Genomic DNA, 19,466 nt, shown 5'->3' on the forward strand with positions numbered 1-19,466 from the left:
TGTGGGGAACACGCATGCTCATCGACCTCAACGACAGGGTCGTCGTCGTCTCCGGTGCCGCCCAGGGCATCGGCCGCGCCATCGCCGAGCGCTTCCTCGAGGAGGGCTGCCGGGTCTTCGGGCTCGACCTCCGCTTCCGCGATGCGCTGCCGGAGGGGATCACCGCGATCGTCGCCGACGTCACCGACCAGGCCTCCGTGCAGGCCGCGGTCGCGCAGGTGGTCGAGGCGGCCGGACGGGTCGACGTCCTCGTGAACAACGCGGGGATCAACGTGGAGGGGCCGGTCGAGACGCTCGAGCCCGCGCGCTTCCAGGCCGCGTTCGACGTGAACGTCGGCGGGGTCTTCCTGCTCTCGCAGGCGGTCATCCCGGCCATGAAGGCGGCGGGTGGCGGGCGCATCATCAACGCGGCGTCGTTCGCGGCCGTCATCCCGAGCGTCGGCGCGGCCGCGTACGGCGCGTCGAAGGCGGCCGTCGTGCAGTTCACGCGCGTGCTCGCGAGCGAGCTCGGGCCGTGGGGCATCACCGTCAACGCGTACGCGCCCGGCATGATCCCGACGGCCATGAACGGCTTCGCCGAGATGCCGGAGCCCGCGCAGGACCGCCTGCTCGACACCCTCAGCATCCGCCGGTGGGAGCGGCCCGACGACGTGGCCGACCTCCTCGTGTTCCTCGCGAGCGACAAAGCCGCCTACATCACGGGCACGCTCGTCGACGTGAGCGGCGGCAAGCTCGCGACGCAGATGCCGCAGCGCGCGTACGAGGGCGAGGGCGCGCCGGAGCGCGGGCCGCGGGACGGCGCGAGATGAGCGTCACGATCTGGGAGGCGCAGCCGCTCGACACCGTCCGCTCCGAGCACGCCGAGGCGCCGCTGTGGGACGAGGAGCGCGGCACCCTCCTCTGGGCCGACCAGTACGTCGGCATCGTGCGCGAGGCCACGCTGGATCCGGTCACGCTCGCGGTCGGGCCCGTCACCGAGACGCACGTGGGCGGCCCGGTCGGCGCGGTCCTCCGGCACGCGGACGGCGGCCACGTGCTCGCGGCGCGCGACGGCTTCGTCCGCCTCACTGCGGACGGCGGGCTGATCCCCCTGGCCCACGTGCTGCCGGCCGACGGCATCCGGCGCCGCATGAACGACGGCGAGGTCGATCCGCGCGGCCGGCTCTGGGCCGGATCCATGGCCTTCGACAAGATGCCCGGCGCGGGCGCGCTCTACCTCCTCGACCGGGGCGTCGCGACGACCGTGCTCGAGGGCGTCACCATCTCGAACGGCACCGCCTTCTCGGCCGACGGCTCCGAGATGCTCTACATCGACACGACCACGCAGCAGGTGCGCCGCTTCCGCGTCACCGACGAGGGCGGGCTGGCGGATCCCGAGGTGGTGGTCGAGATCGACCCGGCCGACGGCCACCCCGACGGCATGTGCGTCGACGACGAGGGGTGCCTCTGGGTCGCGCTCTGGGGTGGCAGCGAGGTGCGCCGCTTCTCCCCGACCGGCGAGCACGTCGGATCCGTGCGGGTCGACGCGCCCCAGGTCTCCAGCTGCGCCTTCGTCGGCCCTGACCGCGACGTCCTCGTGATCACGACCTCGCAGGAGGGCTACTCGGCGGAGGACTCCGCGCGGCACGCGCGCGCGGGGATGCTGTTCGCGGTGCGGCCGGGGGTCACGGGGCCGGGGGCCGCGCCCTACCGGGACTGAGGGCGCTCGCCGCCCATCCCCCACCGGGTTCCCCCACACGGCGGACGCCCCCGCGCATCCCCGGACCTAGCGTGGGCAGCACGGATCACCCACGCCCACCGAGGAGGCCATTCGTGCTCGAAGTCCAGAACGTCACGCGATCGTTCGGGGACCGTCGCGTCCTCGACGACGTGTCCTTCACCGTGCGGCCGGGGAGGCTGACCGGCTTCGTCGGCGGCAACGGCGCCGGCAAGACCACCACCATGCGGATCATGCTCGGCGTGCTCACCGCCGACTCCGGCACCGTCTCGCTCAACGGCCGCGACCTCGGCACCTCGAGCCGCCGCACCTTCGGCTACATGCCCGAGGAGCGCGGCCTCTACCCGAAGATGAAGCTGCAGGAGCAGATCGTCTACCTCGGCCGCCTGCACGGCATGAGCGCCGCCGACGCGACCGCGAGCACCGAGCGCCTGCTCGAGCGGCTCAGCCTCGGCGAGCGCCGCAACGACCCCATCGAGTCGCTGTCGCTCGGCAACCAGCAGCGGGCGCAGATCGCCGCGAGCCTCGTGCACGACCCCGAGGTGCTCGTGCTCGACGAGCCGTTCTCGGGCCTCGACCCGATCGCGGTCGAGACCGTCCTCGGCGTGCTCACCGAGCGGGCCGCGCAGGGCGTGCCCGTGCTCTTCTCCTCGCACCAGCTCGACATCGTGGAGCGCCTCTGCGACGACGTGGTCGTCATCGCCGAGGGCCGGATCCGCGCGTCCGGCGACCGCGAGGAGCTCCGCGACCAGCACAGCCGCCCCCTCACGGAGCTGCAGATCGCGGGCGACGGCGGCTGGGTGCGCGACGTGCCCGGCGTCGAGGTCGTCGAGTTCGACGGCGGCTACGTGCTCTTCGAGGCCGAGGAGGAGGCGCGCCAGCGCGTGCTCGCCGAGGCCGTCTCCCGCGGATCCGTCACGGGCTTCACCCGCCGCCGCCCCACCCTCAGCGAGATCTTCCAGGAGGTCGTCCAGTGAGCACCACCAGCGTCACCCGACGGAGCACCGCCCCGTCCTTCGCCCAGTCCACGATGCTCGTGACGGGCCGCGAGGTGCGCATGCGCCTGCGCAGCAAGTCGTTCCTCATCAGCACCGGGATCCTGCTCGTCGGGATCCTCGTCTCCATCGTCGTCAGCGGCTTCCTCGCCGCGAACGGCGGCCCCGGCGACGGCGACACCACGCGCGTGGCCGTCGTCGGCACCGCCCAGCAGCAGGTCGCGCAGGCCTCGTCGCTCGAGGCCGTGCCCGCCGACAGCGTCGAGGACGCGCAGGCGATGGTGCGCGACGGCGACGTGGAGGCGGCCGTCGTCCCCGACACGCAGGCGGACTCCGACGGCGCCGTGCTCGTGATCGGCGACACCTCCGCGCCCGACGGCGTCGTCAGCGCCCTCACCGACACCCCGCGCGTCGAGCTCCTCGACGAGCCGACCACCAACCCGGGCGTCGCCTACCTCGTGGCGATCGCGTTCGGCCTCGTGTTCTTCATCTCCGCGCTGACGTTCGGGCAGATCATCGCCCAGAGCGTCGTGGAGGAGAAGCAGACCCGCGTGGTGGAGCTGCTCATGTCGACCATCCCCGTGCGGGCGCTGCTCGCGGGCAAGGTGCTCGGCAACAGCATCCTGGCGTTCACGCAGATCGCCCTCATCGCCCTGATGACGGGCGTCGGCCTCCTCGTGACCGAGCAGACCGCGCTGCTCGCGGTCGTCGGCCCGGCGGTGCTGTGGTTCGTCGTGTTCTTCCTGTTCGGGTTCGTGCTGCTCGCGTCGCTCTTCGCGGCCGCGGCCTCGCTCGTCTCCCGCCAGGAGGACGTGGGCGCCGTCACGGCGCCGGTCACGTACCTCGTGATGATCCCGTACTTCGCGGTCATCTTCTTCAACGACAACCCCGTGGTGATGACGATCATGTCGTACGTGCCGTTCTCGGCCCCGGTCGGGATGCCGATGCGGCTGTTCCTCGGCTCCGCGCAGTGGTGGGAGCCGCTCGTCTCGCTCGCCGTGCTCATCGCGACGACCGCCGTGGTGGTCGCCCTCGGATCCCGCATCTACAGCAACTCGCTGCTCCGCACCGGATCCCGCGTGAAGCTGAAGGACGCGCTGAAGGGATGACCCGCCCGCGCGACACCCTCGCGCTCCCGACGGCCCGGCCGCGTCCGCTCCCCCTGCGGATGCGGCCGGGCGCCGCTACGGTCGACGCATGACCGATGCGACGCCGCCCGGATCCCGCACGCCGCTCGAGCTGCCGCTGTACGGCGCATCGTGGAGCGAAGCGATGCGGAGGTTCTTCCTCAAGTACTCGACGTTCCGCGGGCGCGCGAGCCGGAGCGAGTTCTGGTGGTGGGCGCTCACGGCGTTCGTCGCCACGTCCGCGCTCCGGACCCTGAGCGACCTGAACACCGACCGCGATCCACTCGGTCCGTTCGACGCGGTGATGATCTCGGACCCGTGGGGCGCCGTCCTCGGCGTGCTCCAGCTGGCGGTGTTCATCCCGTCGTTCGCCGTCTCCTGGCGTCGGCTGCACGACGTCGACCGCAGCGGCACGTGGACGTTCATCAACTTCATTCCGATCCTCGGGACGATCGTCTACGTGATCATGACGGCCGGCCGACCCCGCCCCGCCGGCGCGCGCTTCGACTGACGCCCGTGATCCGCACCAGCCGCCGCGTCCTGCCCGTCGCGATCGCCGCCGTCCTCGCCGCCGCCGCGCTCAGCGGGTGCTCTCCGCAGCAGGTCGCCGACCTCCTCCACCGCGGGGAGACGCGCGACGCGACCGGCGAGATCACCGAGGGCGGCACGACCGACGTCTTCACGCTGCGCGAGGGCGACTGCCTCGACGACCCGTCGATGCTCGCGCACGCCCAGGGCGACGAGTCGGAGTCCGGTCCGGTGACCGAGGTGCGCACGCTCCCCTGCACCGAGCCGCACGACTTCGAGGTGTTCCGGAACGTGACGCTGTCCGGCGGCGACGACTACCGGGCGCCGACCCGGTCTACGAGGAGGCCGACGCGCTGTGCGGCGACGCCTTCGAGGACTACGTCGAGGCCGCCTACGACGACTCGATCTACGACTACGTGGAGTACACGCCCACGGCCGACGGGTGGGTGACGGGCGACCGCATCGCGAACTGCCTCATCGGGGATCCCGCGGGCAAGACCGTCGGCTCGCTCGCCGGCATCGGGCGTTAGAGGCGGAGTCCGCCCGGCCGTCGTGGCGGCCGGGCGGACGGGTGGGGGATCGGCTAGGCGCGGTCGGCCTCGTCGTCGCCGCGGGTGCTCGCGGCGCCGTCGACCTCCACGCGGTCGCCCTGCACCTCGACCGTCGCGGGGCCGTCGACCTCCACGCGGGTGGTGCCGTCGCCGTGGCCATCGACGACGACGGTGACGTCAGGCGACGCGAGTCCGGCGGGCTGCTCCGCATAGGTGTCGAAGTCGGCCGCGTCGTCGGCGCGATCGGCGCGGTCGTCGCGCTCCTCGGCCGCCTCGCGGGTCTCCTCGACGTCCGCCTTCGCGGAGTCGGCGAGCACGGCCCCCGCGGCCTTCGCCCGGTCGGCCACCTCGGAGCCGATCTCCCTGGCCGTGTCGGCGGCGCGCGATCCGGCGTCCTGCGCGCGGGCGGCGGCGTCGGCGGAGGCGTCCTGGATCCGGTCCCCGGCGTCGCGGGCACGGTCGGCGGCCTCGGCTCCCGCGGCCTTCGCCCTGTCGAGCCCCTCGGATCCGGCCGCCTTGGCCTTCGCGAGCGCGTCCGATCCCGCGCCCTTCGCCTTCTCGAGCGCGGCGCCCGCGGGCGACTGCTCGTCGTCGAACGGTCCATGCACGTCGGTCACGCGGATGTTGACGCGCACCGCGCCGGGCGCGATCTGCCGGGCGGCGCGGGCCACCTGCTCGCGCGTCTCGTCGACGACGTCCTGCACGGGCGTCGGGTACTCGACCACGAGGTCGATGTCGATCACGGTGCCGCCGGCCTCCTCGGAGACCGTGACGCCGGGTCCGGTGCTCGTGCCGCGGATCGCCCGCGACGCCGCGTCGAGCGCCCGCGCGGCCGAGCCGCCGAGGTGGTGCACGCCCGTGACGCCCGCGGCGGTCTCGGCCGCGGCGACGCCGATGCGGTGCGCGGCCGTCTCCCCCTCCGGGTGCGCGGCGTCGATGCCGGTCAGGTCGATGGGACGGATGGCGGGTGCGGCGTCGTTCACGGCGGTGCTCCTTCGGTGGTGCGGATGCGGGGTGGGTGCGCGGGGTGCGCGAGACGCGGGCGGGCGCGGTCGATCAGGCGGGGACGTCGGCGGCGCGGGTCAGCGCGCGGTGCGCGAGCCCGGCGATCGCGGCGCCGACCAGCGGCGCGACGATGAACGCCCACACCTGCCCGAGCGCGACGGGTCCGCCGTAGATCGCGGCCGCGATGGAGCGGGCCGGGTTCACGGAGGTGTTGCTGACCGGGATGCTGATGAGGTGGATCAGGGTGAGCGTCAGCCCGATGACGATCGGCGCGACGGCCGCGTACGCCTTCTGGCCGGTGACGGCGAGGATCACGGTGACGAAGACCGCGGTGAGGATCACCTCGGTGAGCAGGACGGCGGCGAGGCCGAAGCCGCCGGGCGATGCGTCGCCGTAGCCGTTCGACGCGAAGCCCGCGTCCCGGGCCGCGGCGAGGTACCCGGCGGGGCCGTCGGCGGCGATGAGGGCGAGGGCGCTGGAGGCGAGGATCCCGCCGACGAGCTGCGCGATCACGTAGCCGGGCACCTCGCGCCAGCCGATGCGGCCGGCGAACGCGAGGCCGACGGAGACGGCGGGGTTGAAGTGGCCGCCGGATATCCCGCCGACCGCGGCGACGCCCGCCATGACGGTGAGGCCGAACGCGAGCGCGACGCCGAGGAAGCCGACGCCCGTGGCGTTGCCGTCGTCGGGGAACGCGGACGCGTACAGCGCGGTGCCGACGCCGCCGAACACGAGGAGGAAGGTGCCGAACGCCTCGGCGCCCCAGCGCGCGGCGGCCGACGGGCGGTGCGCGGCGGATGCCGCCTTCTGGCCGCGGCCCTGCGCGGGGGTGTCGCGGGGCGCCCTCGCGGCGGTGCTCGACTTGCTCATCGGTGCGTGTCCTCTGTGGTGCTGGCGGTGGTGCGGATGCTGGTGGCGGTGCGGATGCTGGTGGCGGTGGGGATGCGGAGGGTGGTGCGGGTCGCGCGGGACGGGACGCCCCGCGCACGGCGACGGGACCGGGGCGTACCCGGTCCCGTCCGCGCGGGCGGTGCTACTGGACGCGGCTCTTCGAGTCGTCGTCGTCGTCCTTGTCGTCCGACGGGATGTGCACGTCGGAGACGGTGACGTTGACCTCGGTGACGTCCATGCCGACGACCTGCGAGATCGCGTCGGTGACGGACTCGCGGATCCGGTCGGCGAGGTCCTGCAGCGCGACGGGGTACTCGGCGACGACGACGATGTCCGCGGCGACCTGCTTCTCGCCGACCTCGACGGAGATGCCCTGGCCGCGGTCCTGCTGGCCGATGACGTTGCGGATCGCGCCGACGGCACGGGCCGCGCCGTTGCCGAGGTCGTGGACGCCGGCCACCTGGCGGGCCGCGATGCCGGCGACCTTCTCGACGACGCCGTCGGCGATCGTGTTCTTGCCGGCAGCCGAGTCGGCGGGGGTGTGCTTCGCGGCGGCGCGGCTGGAGGCGGTGGCGGGGGTGACGTCGGTCATGTGGTGCTCCTGTGGTGGATGGGTCGCGCTCCCGTGAGGGACCGCGATGCCGGCTGGATCACCGGCACGTCAAGGAGACGGGCCGGGCACCCGGCTCGTCCCGGACGTCCAGCGTTCCTCCAGGCGGGAGCGACCGGGCTTCGCTCCGCGGCCACCGGGCGGCATCCCGCGTGCGCTTTCCGGCCATGCGGCCGGAGGCCCCCGCGGCCGTCGGGCATGCTCGGTCCGGGGCGCGGCCGGCACACCTGCCGCGGACGACGAGACCGGCTGGAGGCGATCATCGGCACCGACGAGGATCCGCTCCTCCACGCCGCCGACGCCACCCTCGCGTCGCGCGCGGCCGACGGCGACGTGCAGGCGTTCGCGCAGCTGGCCCGACGCCACGGACCGCTCATGCGCGTGTACGCGGCGCGCATCCTCGGCTCCGACATCGAGTCCGACGACGTCGTGCAGGAGTCCTTCCTCACGGGCTGGCGCCGGCTCGGCGAGCTCGAGAGCCCCGCGGGCGTCCGCTCGTGGCTGATCCGCATCGTCACCCACAAGGCCATCGACCGGATCCGCGTCCGCCGCCACCACGACGATATCGACGACTGGGATCCGGCGGCGCCCGCCGCGCGCGGCCCCGAGCGCATCGTCGAGACCCGGCTCCAGCTCGACGCCGTGTGGGACGCTGTCGGCAGGCTGCCGGACGACCAGCGGAGGTGCTGGCTCCTCCGGGAGACGGCGGACCTCAGCTACCAGGAGATCGCGGACGAGCTCGACCTCCCCCTCTCCACCGTGCGCGGCCTGCTGGCCCGGGCGCGGCGGTCCCTGCTCCGCGAACTGGAGGCATGGCGATGACCGACACCTCGGGCACGCGCCCGGATCCGCCCGACGACGGCGCTGCCCACGACGACGACGTCGCGGACCTGGTCGACGGCCGCACCATGGAGGAGCTCGCCGACTACCTCGACCGCGGACGCACGCCGGCCGACCCCGCCATCGAGGGATCCGCCGCCTGCCGCCTCGCCCTCGCCAACCTGACCCGCCTCTCCGAACTCTCCGCCTCCGGCCTCCGCCGCGAGGCCGACGGCGATCCCGACCGCGACGCCGCGTGGATCTCCGGCCTCCTCGACACCATCGGCGCCGAGGTGCGCTCGGGCCGCGACGTGCCGATCAGCCACCCGGATCCGACGCTGCGCCTCACCATCACGGAGGCGGCCGTCCGCGGCATCGTGCGCCGCGCGGGCGACAGCATGGGCGGCGTGATCATGGGCCGCTGCGTCCTCGACGGCGACGTGGCGACGCCGGGCGCGGTGATCCGCGTCGACGTGACGTGCGCGCTCGAGTTCCCGCTGTCCGTCGCCGGGGTCGCCGACCGGCTGCGCGCCCGGATCCGCGCGGCGCTCGCCCGGCACACCGAGCTGACCGTGGGCGGGATCGACGTGACCGTGGACGACATCCGGCCGCCGGGCGACCCCGACGCGGCTCCCGCCGCCCCGCCCGAGGAGGACCGCCCGTGACCGACGACGCCGACCTCTCGCGCCGCCTCACCGCCGCCGTCCGCGCGGTCGACGGCGTGACGGGCGTGTACCCCGCGCAGCCCCCGCTCGAGGCCGCCGCCATCGCGATCGCCGGCCGGCTGCGCCTCGAGGCTCCCGACGTGCTCGTCGACGTCGACCGCCGGGAGGGATCCGTCACCGTCGCGACCCACGTCGCGACGGCCGCCGACCGCCCCGCCGCGGACGTGATCCGCGCGGTCGGCGAGCGCGTCCGCGAGCTCCTCGACGCCGAGCCCGGCCTCGGCGCCACGGCCCTCGTGCGCGTCACCTGCCGCCTGGTCGAGGAGGGCGCGCCTCCCGCCTGACCCGGCCGGCGCCTCCTCCCGCCCGGACGCATGTCGCACCCCCGGCCTAGGGTGAGCCCATGACCGCTGCCCCCGGCACGACCCCGCACCACGACGTCCTCGTCATCGGCGGGGGGAACGCGGGGCTCTCGGTCGCGGGCCGGCTCCGGCGGTACGGCGTCGACGACGTCGCGGTGGTCGAGCCGCGCGACACGCACTACTACCAGCCGATGTTCTCGCACGTGGCGGGCGGCACCGCGCGGGCGTCGCAGGCCACCCGGCCGCAGGGGTCCGTCACGCCGAAGGGCGTCACGTGGATCCAGGACCGCGTCGCGGGCATCGACCCGGTCGCGAAGACGGTCGCCCTCGAGTCCGGCGCGCGCATCTCCTACGGCGACCTCATCGTGTGCCCCGGCATCCAGAAGGACTGGGACCGCGTGCCCGGCCTCGCCGAGGCGATGGACTCGCCCGTCGGCATCTCGAACTACGAGCACCACTACGCGCGCAAGGCCTCGCAGGTGCTGCGCGACGTGCGCTCCGGCACGGTCGTCTTCACGCAGCCCGACGGCCCCGGCACCTGCTCGGGGGCGGCGCAGAAGCCCATGTACCTCGCGTGCGACCACTGGCGCGCGATCGGCGTGCTCGACGACATCCGCGTGGTGCTGGTCGTGCCGACGCCCACCATGTTCGGCATGCCGCTCGTCGACGCCGAGCTCGAGCGCAAGGTCGCCGAGTACGGCATCGAGGTGCGGTACGGGCGCGAGCTCGTGGGCGTGGATCCGGTCGCCCGCACCGTCGAGATCGCCGGCGTCGACCGGGCCCGCGCGCTCCTCGGCCCCGACCACGCCGCGCAGCAGGGCCTCGCCGACGCCGGGCGCGAGACCCTCCCCTACGACGTGCTGCACGCGGTGCCGCCGCAGTCCGCGCCCGACTGGCTGGCCGGCACGGGCCTCGCGGCCCCGGGCGACGCGGGCGGCTTCGTGGAGGTGGATCCGCTGACCCTCCGCCACCCGCGCTTCCCCGACGTCTGGGCGCTCGGCGACGCCGCCGCGACGACCAACTCGAAGTCCGGCGGGGCGCTGCGCCAGCAGACCACCGCGGTCGCGAAGAACCTCGTCGCGGCGCGGAAGGGGAAGCCGCTGCCGCAGACGTACGACGGGTACTCCGTGTGCCCGTTCGTGGTCTCGCGCTCGACCGTCGTCTTCGCCGAGTTCGACGACCGCTACCGCCCGAAGCCCACGATCCCGGGCTGGAAGGGCCTCGCGAAGGAGCGCCGCATCACGTTCCTCGCCGACCGGTACGTGCTCCCGTGGGTGTACTGGAACCTGATCCTGCAGGGCCGCGCCTGATCAGGGCGCGTCGGTGAGGCCGCTCTCGGCCGCACCGGACGCGCCACCGGCGTCCGTCGCCGTCGCCGCGGATCCCGGCGGCCGCCACGCGGGCGCGTCGCCCGCCGCCTCCGCGAGCCGCCGGCTGATCTCCCCGAGCTGCCGCGCCTGCCGCTCGGTGAGCGCGTCGAACACGAGCCGCTGGACGAGCGCCTGGTGCCCGGGCGTCGCGCGCGTCACCTGCTCGTGGCCCTCGTCGGTGAGGTGCGCGAGCGTGAAGCGGCCGTCCGTCGGGTCCGTCGAGCGCCGCATCCACCCCTTGCCCTCGAGCCGCGTGGCCGCGCGCGAGAGCCGGGACAGGGTGGAGCCCGCGTAACCCGCGAGCGCGCTCATGCGGAGCGTGCGGTCGGGCGCGGAGTCGAGCGCGTGGAGCACGCCGTGCTCGAAGTGGGTGACGCCGCTGTCGCGTTGCAGCTGCGCGTCGAGCGCCGCGGGGAGCCGCTGCATGAGCGTCGCGAGGGATGCCCAGACCTCGAGCTGCTCGGGACGGAGGCCCTCGGGATCGGCGGCGCGCGACATGCCGCCAGCCTAGGGCAGCCGCGCTGATGACTTGCCTGCGCAAGCGATCGCCGCCAGTATGAGTTGACCAGGCAAGCGACCGGAGGAGCGGACATGGACATGCGGCTGCAGGGCAGGACGGCGTTCGTGAGCGGATCGACGGAGGGCATCGGCTACTCGATCGCGTCCGCGCTCACCGCCGAGGGCGTGCGCGTCACCGTCAACGGGCGGGACGCCGCGCGCGTCGAGGCCGCCGTCGCGCGCCTCCGCGAGGAGCACCCGGGGTCGGATCCCGCGGGCCTCGTCGCCGACTTCGCCGACGCCGGCCAGGTCGCGCGCCTTCTCGACGCGCTGGGCGAGGTGGACGTCCTCGTCAACAACGTCGGGCTCTTCGGCCTCGCCGACGTCGACACGACCGACGACGCCGAGTGGATGCGCTACCTCGAGGTCGACCTCATGAGCGGCGTCCGGCTCTCCCGCCGCCTCCTCCCCGGCATGCTCGCGCGCGGCTGGGGCCGGATCGTCTTCGTCGGCAGCGAGTCGGGCGTCGACGTGCCGGCCGACATGATCCCCTACGGCGTCAGCAAGGCGGCGATGCTCGCGCTCGGCAACGGACTCGCCAAGCGCACGCGCGGCACGGGAGTGACGGTGAACTCGGTGATCGGCGGGCCCACCTGGTCCGACGGGGTCGCCCGGACCGTCGCGGGGATCGCCGCGGCGCAGGGCGTGCCGACGGACGAGATGCGCGCGGCGATCATCGGCCGGAACCGCACGACGCTGCTGGAGCGCTTCCTGGAACCCGCCGAGATCGCGAGCCTCGTGACCTACCTCGCGAGCCCCGTCGCCTCCGCGACCAACGGCGCCGCCCTCCGCGCGGACGGCGGGGTGCTCACGACGACGATCTGAGCGGGTCAGCGGATCGGCGGGTCGCGCGGCGGTCCGCCCTCCGGCGGACGCGCCGGCGCCGGGCACCCCGCGAGGATGGCAGCATGACGCGCCCCGGTGAGACCGTGCCCGACTCGCGGGGCCGCACCGGCCTCCACCTGCGCGGGACGGACCTCGATCGGAACCCGGACGTCGTCGTGACGCGTGTGGAGGTCACCTCCGACGGCTGGCACGTGCTCCGCCGGACGACGCTCGACCTGCGGCTCCGCGACGGATCCTGGCAGGAGCAGCAGCGCGAGACCTACGACCGGGGCGACGGCGCGACCGTGCTGCTCTACGCGGCCGACACGCACCGGATCCTCCTCACGCGCCAGTTCCGCTACCCGGCCTACGTCAACGGCCACCCCGACGGCATGCTCGTCGAGGCGGCGGCCGGCTTGCTCGACGAGGACAGCCCCGAGGACGCGATCCGCCGCGAGGCCCGCGAGGAGCTCGGCGTGGAGGTCGTCGCGCTCACGCACCTGTTCGACCTGTTCATGAGCCCCGGATCCGTGACCGAGCGCGTGCACCACTACCTCGCGTCCTACACGCCGGCCGACGTCGTGGGCGCGGGCGGCGGCGTCGCCGAGGAGGGCGAGGACATCGAGCGGATCGAGGTCACGCTCGAGGAGGCGCTCGCGATGGTCGCCGACGGCCGCATCGCCGACGGCAAGACCGTGATCCTGCTCCAGCACGTGGCGCTGCACGGGTTCCCGGAGTAGCGGCCGCGCGGCCGCGGCGTGGCTCCCGAGCCGCCCTCAGCCGCGCGCGCCCGCCAGCCGCGCCTCGAGGTCGGCGAGCCGGGCCCGCAGCGGATCCGCGTCCACGGCCTCGGGGTCGGTCCGCTCGTAGGAGGCGGCGAGCGCCCGGACCTCGCGGTGCAGGGTCGCGCGCACCTCGTCGTCGGCGACCGCGGCCAGCCGGTCGGCGAGCCGCAGGGTCGCGCGCATCACGATCGCCTGCCCCACCCCGTACGCGCGGATCGCGAGGAACGCCTCGGACACGAGCGCGGTCGGCCGCGGCCAGCGGATCACCGCACGCGGTACCCCGTCGGCGTCGCGCCGCACGTCCACCTCGGGCGTCGGCCGGAGGCAGAGCGTGCGGAGCGCGCCGGACAGGGCGTCGAGCGCGCCGACCGCCGTGTACGGGTCGTTGGTGCCGGAGGCGAGGCCGCGCACGCCGATCTCCACCATCTGCTGCACGGCGTAGTCGATGTCCTGGTGCGGGGTGCGCGCGGGCTGCAGGTCGAACGCGAGGCGGGCGGCCGCGTCGTCCGCGTCCGCGTCGCCGCCGACGACCTCGACGAGCGGATCCCCGTCCACCACGTGCGCGCCCGGCAGCGCGACCACCCGGTGCCGCGCGCCCCGCCGGGTCGCGTCGGCGACGAGCGCCGCGAGGTCGACGCCAGTGACGTAGCCGGTGGCGGCCGCGCGGACCACGTGCACGGGTCCCTGGGGATCCGGGTCGCCGAGTCCGTCCGTCGCCGCGGCGTCCGTCCCCTCGTCCCGCGCCGGCCGCGTCACGTCGATCACGCGCTCGAGGTCCGCGAGCACGCGCGTCTGCAGCGTCGTCACCTGCACCGACATCGCGATGTGGTGGATGAAGTACACGAGCACCGCGACGTCCGCCACAGCGAGCAGGACGGCCGCGCTCACGGCGAGCACCGGCACGAACCCGATCACGCCGTCCTCCTCCGTGTGGATGGAGCGCAGCACGATGAGCGAGTACAGGAACGTCGAGGTCAGCACCGCGAGCACGACCTGGTTGCCGCGGTCGGCCATGAAGTTCCGCACCAGCCGCGGCCCGTAGGAGGACGAGGTCGTCGCGAGCACCGAGATCGTGATGGAGAACGAGGTCGCCGCGACGCCGAGCATCGTGCCGCCGATGGCCGAGAGGATCGCCCGGCCGCCGGTCGCCGACAGGTCCTCCACGAGCGGGATCTCGTCGATCCCGGCGGCGAGGAGCAACCGGTCGACCTCCACGAGGCCGAGCGCGAGCACCACCGCCCCGAGGCCGAGCAGCGCGGGCAGGAGCCAGAAGGACTCGCGGGCGTGGAGGAGCCGGGATCGCATGCTCGAAGGCTAGGCGGACGCGCACGGCCGGGACGGCCCGTAGGCGAGGATGGACAGGTGACCGACGCCACCACCCCCGCCTCCCCCTACCGCCTCCACGACACCGCCGCCCGCGGCTTCGCCTCCGACAACTACTCCGGGATCCACCCCGAGGTGCTCGAGGCCATCGCCGCCGCGAACGGCGGGCACCAGGTCGCGTACGGCGGCGACGCGTACACGGCCCGCCTCCAGGAGGTCGTCGGCGAGCACTTCGGCCGCGGCGCCGAGGCGTTCCCCGTCTTCAACGGCACGGGCGCGAACGTCACCGGCCTCCTCTCGATGCTGCCGCGCTGGGGCGCCGTGGTCTGCGCGACGACGGCGCACATCAACACCGACGAGGGCGGCGCCCCCGAGCGCGTCGCCGGGATCAAGCTGCTGCAGGTGCCCACCGAGGACGGCAAGCTCACGCCCGATCTCATCGACCGCGAGGCGTGGGGCTGGGGCGACGAGCACCGCGCGCAGCCGCTCGCCGTGAGCATCACGCAGACCACCGAGCTCGGCACCGTCTACACGCCGGCCGAGGTGCGGGCGATCGCCGACCACGCGCACGAGCGCGGCATGCGCCTGCACATGGACGGCGCGCGCCTGTCGAACGCCGCGGCCACGCTGGACGCGCCGTTCCGCGCGTTCACGTCCGACGCGGGCGTCGACGTCGTCAGCTTCGGCGGCACCAAGAACGGCCTGCTCTACGGCGAGGCGATCGTGGTGCTCGACCCCGAGGCGTCGGAGGGGCTGACCTACCTGCGCAAGCTCAACATGCAGCTCGCCTCGAAGATGCGGTTCGTGAGCGCGCAGCTGCTGGCGCTGCTCGGATCCGAGGTCGACGGCGTGCCGCTCTACCTCCGCTCCGCGCGCCACGCGAACGGCATGGCCGCCCGACTCCGGTCCGCGCTGGACGGCGTCGACGGCGTCGAGTTCACGCAGGAGACGCAGGCGAACGGCCTGTTCGCGATCCTGCCCGAGGGCGTCGCCGACCGCCTCCGCTCCGAGTTCCGCTTCTACGACTGGGACCCGGCCCGCCGCGAGGTGCGCTGGATGTGCTCGTTCGACACCACCGAGGACGACATCGACCGGTTCGCGGCGGCGATCCGCCGGGAGGTCGGGGCGGCGTAGCGCGCGCCCCGCACGACGGACGACGGCGGCCGGCTCCCTCGGGGACCGGCCGCCGTCGTGCGAGTGCGGCCCGGATCACCCCGTGTTCTGCAGCCCCGCCGCGATGCCGTTGACGGTGAGCAGCAGGAGCCGGTGGTCCGGATCCGTCGGGTCGGCCTGGCCGGGCGCGCCCTGCGCGGGCGATCCCTCGTCCGCGGTGCGCAGCGCGCGGAGGGCGCGCAGCTGGAGCAGCGAGAGCGCGTCGACGTACGGGCTGCGCAGGCGCACCGCGCGCCGCAGCACCGGACGGCCCTCGAGGATCTCGCCGCGACCGGTGGCCTTCCGCACCCACTCGCGCGTGAGCTCCATCTCCTCGGTGACGAGCGCCGCGAGATCCGGCCGGTCGCCGAGCGCCAGGTAGCGCTCCGCGAGGCGGCCGTCGGTCTTGGCGAGCGACATCTCGACGTTGTCGATCATCGAGGTGAACAGCGGCCACTCCTCGTAGGCCTTCCGGAGCACGTCCTCGTCGCCGACGGCGGCCAGCGCGGATCCGAGGCCGAACCAGCCCGTGAGGTTGATGCGCGCCTGCGTCCACGCGAACACCCACGGGATCGCCCGCAGGTCCTCGAGCGACTCGACCGACAGCCCGCGGCGGGCGGGCCGTGAGCCGAGCGCGAGCAGCCCGATCTCCTCCATCGGCGTGACCTGCGCGAACCACGGCGCGAAGCCGGGCGCCTTCACGAGCTCGAAGAAGCGGGCGCGCGAGGCCTCGTCCATCGTGCGGACCATCTCGGCGGATCCGTGCGCGGCGGCCGCGTTGCGCTCCTCGTTCGACGGCGCGGAGGCGAGCAGCGTCGCGGCGGCCATCTGCTCGATGTGCCGGGCGGCGATGCGCTTGTCGCCGTAGTGGGCGAAGATCACCTCGCCCTGCTCGGTGAGCTTGAAGCGGCCGTCGACGGATCCCGGCGGCTGCGCCCGGACCGCGCGGTCGGCCGGTCCGCCGCCCCGGCCGAGGGCGCCGCCGCGGCCGTGGAAGAGCGTCAGCTCGATGTCGTTCTCGCGCGCCCACGCGGCGATGCGGGCCTGCGCGTCGAACAGCGCGAACGTCGCGGAGACGGGCCCGACGTCCTTCGACGAGTCGGAGTAGCCGAGCATGACCTCGAGCTTGCGGCCCGTCTGCGCGAGGCGGGCCGCGACCTGGGGCAGCCGGATCATGCCGTCGAGGATCTCCGTGCTCGCGTTGAGGTCCGCGAACGTCTCGAACAGCGGGATGACGTCGAGGACGGGCGCGTCCTCCGCGGAGCCGAGCGCGAGGGCGGCCAGCTCGTGCACCGTGCGGATGTCGTCGGCCGACTGCGTGAACGAGACGATGAAGCGGGAGAACGGCGCGACGCCGTGCCGCTCCTGGAGGCGGGCGAGCGTGCGGAACACGTCGAGCACCTCGACCGTCATGGGCGCGAGCTCGGGCGCCTGCTCGCCGGACGCGTCGGCGTCGGCCACGGCCAGCACCTCGCGGAGCGCCTCGCGATGCACCTGGGAGTGCTGGCGCACCTCCATCTCGGCGAGGTGGAAGCCGAAGGTCTCGGCCTGCCAGACGAGGCCCTGCAGCTCGCCGCCCGCGATGCGGTGCGCGCCCGCGCCGCGCAGCGACGCCTGCAGCACGCGGAGGTCGGCGAGCAGCTCGGCGGCGGACGGGTAGGCGATGGGATCGTCGTGTCGCTCGCGCGTGGCGGCGAGGCGGCCGGCGATCACGAGGAGCACGCGGCGGTGCAGCTCGGCCGGGGCGCGCGTGCCGATCCGGGCGGTGAGGTGCGGCGCGAGCGCATCCTGCGCGGCGGCGAGCTCCCGCAGCTCGGCGCTCGGCGGGGTGTCGGCGTCGCCGAGCGTGAGCGAGCGGCCGACGCGGAGGGCGACGCGCTCGAGCCCCAGCAGGATGTGCTCGCTGGCGATGCCCGCGGCCTCCTCGGTGACCGCCGCGGTGACGTACGGGTTGCCGTCGCGATCCGCCGCGATCCAGTTGCCGAGCCGGAAGAACGCGGGCGCGACCGCGTCGCGCACGCCGGCCCCATCGCCGAGCAGCCAGTCGTCGAGCAGGCGGTAGACGCGCGGGACGACCTCGAACAGCGTCTGGTCGAAGACGCCCATGGCGGTGCGGACCTCGTCGAGCGGCGTGGGCCGCGTGGTGCGGAGCGGCGACGTGCGCCAGAGGCCGTCGATCTCCTCGAGCAGCCGGCGGTCGACGTCCTGCCCGGTGAGCGTGCCCGCCATGGCGCCGTCGCGCTCGGTGAGCAGGTCGCCGATGCGGCGGATCCCCGTGGCCACCGCGCGGCGCCGCGCTTCGGTCGGGTGCGCGGTGAGCACCGGGTGGAAGCGCATCTCGCCGAGGCGGCGCATGGCCTCCTCGCGGCCGAGCTCCTCGGTGAGCTTGCCGACGGCGTCCGGGATGGAGTCGGGCACGAATCCCGACGCGGCCTCGCGCTCGCGGAGGACGCGCACGCGGTGGTGCTCCTCGGCGAGGTTCGCCAGGTGGAAGTAGCAGGTGAACGCGCGGGCGACCTGCTCGGCGCGCTCGGGCGTGAAGGTCGCGACCAGCCGCTCGGCGTCGTCGATGGAGGCGTCGCGCGCGCTCTCGTACGCGTCGATGACCAGCTCGCGCAGCCGCTCGACGTCGCGCAGCAGGTCGTCGCCGCCGGACTCGCGGAGCACCTGGCCGAGGAGGCCGCCGAGGTGGCTGACGTCGGAGCGGAGCGCCGGCTCGACGGCGTCGCGCGTGCCGTCGCGGGTGGAGTCGTGCTCGAGGGGAAGCGGCTTCTTCGGGGGAGTCGTCACGGTGTCGAGGATACGGATAGCGCGGGACCGGATGCTGCGCATGACGCCCGGCGGCGACCGCTCCGGCTGCGGATCCGGCTGCGGAGGAGGTGCGGGGCGACCGGATCAGCCCGCGGCGGGCGCCGCCACGCGCTCGTCCCGCGGCATGCGCAGCAGCGCGTACGCGGAGGCGGCGAGCAGGAGCACCGCGCCCGTCGCGAAGGCGACCGGGTACGAGAACGCGTCCGCGAGGAAGCCCGCGACGAGCGGGCCGACGATCGCGCCGAGGTCCGACACCATCGAGAACACCGCGACGGGACGTCCGCTGCGGGCGCCCGCGGCGTCGCCGACCGCGGCCGCCGGCGCCGTGCCCATGAACGACGCGGCCGCGCCGTAGACGCAGAGCAGCACGGTGAGCACGACCATGTCCGGGGCGAACGGGATGGCGATCATCAGCAGCCCGGCGACCCCGTACGCGCCGACGATCGCGGGCCGGCGACCGCGCGTGTCCACGAAGCGCGCGGCCGGCGCGAGCGCGAGCGCCTGCACCACGGCGGCGCACGCGAACGCGATGCCGGTGGCGGAGGGGTCCGCGCCGATCACGGCCACGACGAGCAGCGGGATCAGCGCGCTGCGGACGCCCATCGACGCCCACCCGTTGCCGAGGTTCGCGAGCAGCGCCGCCCGGTAGCGCGGGTCGCGCAGCACGCGGCCGAACGGGATCACGACCTCGGGCGTCCCGGTCGCGGCGACGTCACGTGTGCGCGGCCGCAGCAGGAGCAGCCCGATGACGCTCGCGACGGCGAGCGTGGCCGCGTAGAAGAAGAAGGGAGCGGTGAGCGAGATGGTCGCGAGCACGGCGCCGAGCGCGGGGCCGGCCATGCCGCCGATGAGGAAGCCGCCCTGGTAGAAGCCGATCGCGCGGGCGCGGCGCGTGGGATCCGTGGAGCCGAGCAGCAGCGTCATCGCGGCCACCGAGAACATCGCCGACCCGATGCCGCCCGCGCCGCGGAGGAGGAGCAGCTGCACGTAGTCCTGCGCGAGGCCGGCGAGGCCGGAGGAGACGGCGACGATCCCGATGCCCACCGCGAGCACGGTGCGCTCCCCGCTCCAGTCGATGAGGCGCGCGACGAACGGGCTCATCACGAAGCGCATGAGCGCGAACGCCGAGATGACGGCGCCGACCTCGAAGCTGCCGACGCCGAAGCTCTCGGCGTAGACGGGCAGCACGGGCACGACCACGCCGAAGCCGACCATCACGAAGAACGCGATGACGCCGAGGACGAGCACGTCGCGCGGGAGCTTCGCGCGCGGGGCGCGGGCGGGGCCGCGGGTGTCGGGCATGGAGCCGTCGCCGGGCTCGGGGGTGCGCGCGGATCCCGCACGTCGGAATGACCGCATGGTGCCAGCGTAC

20 protein-coding genes are annotated in these 19,466 nt (G+C 74.4%); 13 read left to right on the top strand and 7 right to left on the bottom strand.

Features of this window, described 5'->3' with window-relative positions; translation table 11 throughout:
* Window positions 1-14 precede the first annotated feature (14 nt).
* From FGI33_RS11430 to FGI33_RS11455, 6 genes are all read left to right on the top strand, one after another.
* Window positions 15-809, top strand: coding sequence for an SDR family NAD(P)-dependent oxidoreductase (locus tag FGI33_RS11430; protein ID WP_119434393.1), 795 nt, complete (start codon window positions 15-17; stop codon window positions 807-809).
* Window positions 806-1,699, top strand: coding sequence for an SMP-30/gluconolactonase/LRE family protein (locus tag FGI33_RS11435; RefSeq protein WP_119434394.1), 894 nt, complete (start codon window positions 806-808; stop codon window positions 1,697-1,699). The genes FGI33_RS11430 and FGI33_RS11435 overlap by 4 nt, the downstream gene beginning before the upstream one ends.
* Window positions 1,700-1,812: 113 nt before the next feature.
* Entirely contained in the window at window positions 1,813-2,694 is an 882-nt protein-coding gene (locus tag FGI33_RS11440) for an ABC transporter ATP-binding protein (RefSeq protein ID WP_119434395.1), read from the top strand.
* Complete coding sequence (locus FGI33_RS11445) at window positions 2,691-3,821, top strand: ABC transporter permease (RefSeq protein WP_119434396.1); 1,131 nt, start codon at window positions 2,691-2,693, stop codon at window positions 3,819-3,821. Before FGI33_RS11440 ends, FGI33_RS11445 begins: the two co-directional genes overlap by 4 nt.
* 88 nt (window positions 3,822-3,909) lie before the next feature.
* Window positions 3,910-4,350: a DUF805 domain-containing protein gene (locus tag FGI33_RS11450; RefSeq protein ID WP_119434397.1), complete on the top strand. Its 441-nt coding sequence runs from the start codon at window positions 3,910-3,912 to the stop codon at window positions 4,348-4,350.
* 5 nt (window positions 4,351-4,355) lie between these two features.
* Window positions 4,356-4,817 (top strand): hypothetical protein, encoded by a 462-nt coding sequence (locus tag FGI33_RS11455; protein ID WP_237581911.1) that lies wholly within the window; start codon window positions 4,356-4,358, stop codon window positions 4,815-4,817.
* 133 nt (window positions 4,818-4,950) lie between these two features.
* On the opposite strand, the gene FGI33_RS11460 is transcribed toward FGI33_RS11455, so the two are convergent.
* The 3 genes from FGI33_RS11460 to FGI33_RS11470 form a co-directional block, all read right to left on the bottom strand.
* Entirely contained in the window at window positions 4,951-5,901 is a 951-nt protein-coding gene (locus tag FGI33_RS11460) for an Asp23/Gls24 family envelope stress response protein (protein WP_237581912.1), read from the bottom strand.
* Between the two features lie 73 nt (window positions 5,902-5,974).
* The gene (gene aqpZ, locus FGI33_RS11465; protein ID WP_119434890.1) at window positions 5,975-6,793 is read right to left on the bottom strand and encodes an aquaporin Z; all 819 of its coding nucleotides are present in this window, start codon (window positions 6,791-6,793) and stop codon (window positions 5,975-5,977) included.
* A 163-nt stretch (window positions 6,794-6,956) separates the two neighbouring features.
* Window positions 6,957-7,406, bottom strand: coding sequence for an Asp23/Gls24 family envelope stress response protein (locus FGI33_RS11470; RefSeq protein ID WP_119434889.1), 450 nt, complete (start codon window positions 7,404-7,406; stop codon window positions 6,957-6,959).
* 216 nt (window positions 7,407-7,622) lie between these two features.
* Here FGI33_RS11470 and FGI33_RS11475 point away from each other — a divergent pair, with 216 nt between their 5' ends.
* The 4 genes from FGI33_RS11475 to FGI33_RS11490 are packed head-to-tail and all read left to right on the top strand — an operon-like array spanning window position 7,623 to window position 10,580.
* Window positions 7,623-8,246: an RNA polymerase sigma factor gene (locus tag FGI33_RS11475; RefSeq protein ID WP_119434888.1), complete on the top strand. Its 624-nt coding sequence runs from the start codon at window positions 7,623-7,625 to the stop codon at window positions 8,244-8,246.
* Entirely contained in the window at window positions 8,243-8,908 is a 666-nt protein-coding gene (locus FGI33_RS11480; protein WP_147359404.1) for a hypothetical protein, read from the top strand. The genes FGI33_RS11475 and FGI33_RS11480 overlap by 4 nt, the downstream gene beginning before the upstream one ends.
* Window positions 8,905-9,252 carry a hypothetical protein gene (locus tag FGI33_RS11485; RefSeq protein ID WP_119434886.1) on the top strand — a complete coding sequence of 116 codons (348 nt, stop codon included), beginning with the start codon at window positions 8,905-8,907 and terminating at the stop codon, window positions 9,250-9,252. Before FGI33_RS11480 ends, FGI33_RS11485 begins: the two co-directional genes overlap by 4 nt.
* Window positions 9,253-9,311: 59 nt before the next feature.
* The gene (locus tag FGI33_RS11490) at window positions 9,312-10,580 is read left to right on the top strand and encodes an NAD(P)/FAD-dependent oxidoreductase (RefSeq protein ID WP_119434885.1); all 1,269 of its coding nucleotides are present in this window, start codon (window positions 9,312-9,314) and stop codon (window positions 10,578-10,580) included.
* On the opposite strand, the gene FGI33_RS11495 is transcribed toward FGI33_RS11490, so the two are convergent.
* Window positions 10,581-11,138, bottom strand: a complete 558-nt coding sequence (locus FGI33_RS11495) for a MarR family winged helix-turn-helix transcriptional regulator (protein ID WP_237581913.1) — start codon at window positions 11,136-11,138, stop codon at window positions 10,581-10,583.
* Between the two features lie 93 nt (window positions 11,139-11,231).
* Here FGI33_RS11495 and FGI33_RS11500 point away from each other — a divergent pair, with 93 nt between their 5' ends.
* Window positions 11,232-12,023: an SDR family NAD(P)-dependent oxidoreductase gene (locus FGI33_RS11500; protein WP_119435531.1), complete on the top strand. Its 792-nt coding sequence runs from the start codon at window positions 11,232-11,234 to the stop codon at window positions 12,021-12,023.
* A gap of 83 nt (window positions 12,024-12,106) precedes the next feature.
* On the top strand, window positions 12,107-12,763 hold the full coding sequence (locus tag FGI33_RS11505; RefSeq protein WP_119435532.1) for an NUDIX domain-containing protein: 657 nt from the start codon (window positions 12,107-12,109) through the stop codon (window positions 12,761-12,763).
* 36 nt (window positions 12,764-12,799) lie between these two features.
* On the opposite strand, the gene FGI33_RS11510 is transcribed toward FGI33_RS11505, so the two are convergent.
* The gene (locus FGI33_RS11510) at window positions 12,800-14,113 is read right to left on the bottom strand and encodes a DUF2254 domain-containing protein (protein WP_237581914.1); all 1,314 of its coding nucleotides are present in this window, start codon (window positions 14,111-14,113) and stop codon (window positions 12,800-12,802) included.
* A 57-nt stretch (window positions 14,114-14,170) separates the two neighbouring features.
* On the opposite strand from FGI33_RS11510, the gene FGI33_RS11515 reads away from it, so the two are divergent.
* Window positions 14,171-15,265, top strand: coding sequence for a threonine aldolase family protein (locus FGI33_RS11515; protein ID WP_119434528.1), 1,095 nt, complete (start codon window positions 14,171-14,173; stop codon window positions 15,263-15,265).
* Between the two features lie 75 nt (window positions 15,266-15,340).
* On the opposite strand, the gene FGI33_RS11520 is transcribed toward FGI33_RS11515, so the two are convergent.
* On the bottom strand, window positions 15,341-18,073 hold the full coding sequence (locus tag FGI33_RS11520) for a phosphoenolpyruvate carboxylase (protein WP_119434529.1): 2,733 nt from the start codon (window positions 18,071-18,073) through the stop codon (window positions 15,341-15,343).
* A 105-nt stretch (window positions 18,074-18,178) separates the two neighbouring features.
* Window positions 18,179-19,453 carry an MFS transporter gene (locus tag FGI33_RS11525; RefSeq protein ID WP_237581915.1) on the bottom strand — a complete coding sequence of 425 codons (1,275 nt, stop codon included), beginning with the start codon at window positions 19,451-19,453 and terminating at the stop codon, window positions 18,179-18,181.
* Window positions 19,454-19,466: the final 13 nt, after the last annotated feature.

Source organism: Clavibacter phaseoli, from assembly GCF_021922925.1.
Classification (GTDB): Bacteria; Actinomycetota; Actinomycetes; order Actinomycetales; family Microbacteriaceae; genus Clavibacter; species Clavibacter phaseoli.

Coding starts and splice junctions, on each gene's coding strand:
- FGI33_RS11525 (WP_237581915.1), bottom strand. CDS start 19,453: ATGCGGTCATTCCGACGTGCGGGATCCGCGCGCACCCCCGAGCCCGGC.
- FGI33_RS11435 (WP_119434394.1), top strand. CDS start 806: ATGAGCGTCACGATCTGGGAGGCGCAGCCGCTCGACACCGTCCGCTCC.
- FGI33_RS11430 (WP_119434393.1), top strand. CDS start 15: ATGCTCATCGACCTCAACGACAGGGTCGTCGTCGTCTCCGGTGCCGCC.
- FGI33_RS11495 (WP_237581913.1), bottom strand. CDS start 11,138: ATGTCGCGCGCCGCCGATCCCGAGGGCCTCCGTCCCGAGCAGCTCGAG.
- FGI33_RS11510 (WP_237581914.1), bottom strand. CDS start 14,113: ATGCGATCCCGGCTCCTCCACGCCCGCGAGTCCTTCTGGCTCCTGCCC.
- FGI33_RS11470 (WP_119434889.1), bottom strand. CDS start 7,406: ATGACCGACGTCACCCCCGCCACCGCCTCCAGCCGCGCCGCCGCGAAG.
- FGI33_RS11505 (WP_119435532.1), top strand. CDS start 12,107: ATGACGCGCCCCGGTGAGACCGTGCCCGACTCGCGGGGCCGCACCGGC.
- FGI33_RS11450 (WP_119434397.1), top strand. CDS start 3,910: ATGACCGATGCGACGCCGCCCGGATCCCGCACGCCGCTCGAGCTGCCG.
- FGI33_RS11490 (WP_119434885.1), top strand. CDS start 9,312: ATGACCGCTGCCCCCGGCACGACCCCGCACCACGACGTCCTCGTCATC.
- FGI33_RS11480 (WP_147359404.1), top strand. CDS start 8,243: ATGACCGACACCTCGGGCACGCGCCCGGATCCGCCCGACGACGGCGCT.
- FGI33_RS11500 (WP_119435531.1), top strand. CDS start 11,232: ATGGACATGCGGCTGCAGGGCAGGACGGCGTTCGTGAGCGGATCGACG.
- aqpZ (WP_119434890.1), bottom strand. CDS start 6,793: ATGAGCAAGTCGAGCACCGCCGCGAGGGCGCCCCGCGACACCCCCGCG.
- FGI33_RS11475 (WP_119434888.1), top strand. CDS start 7,623: ATGCTCGGTCCGGGGCGCGGCCGGCACACCTGCCGCGGACGACGAGAC.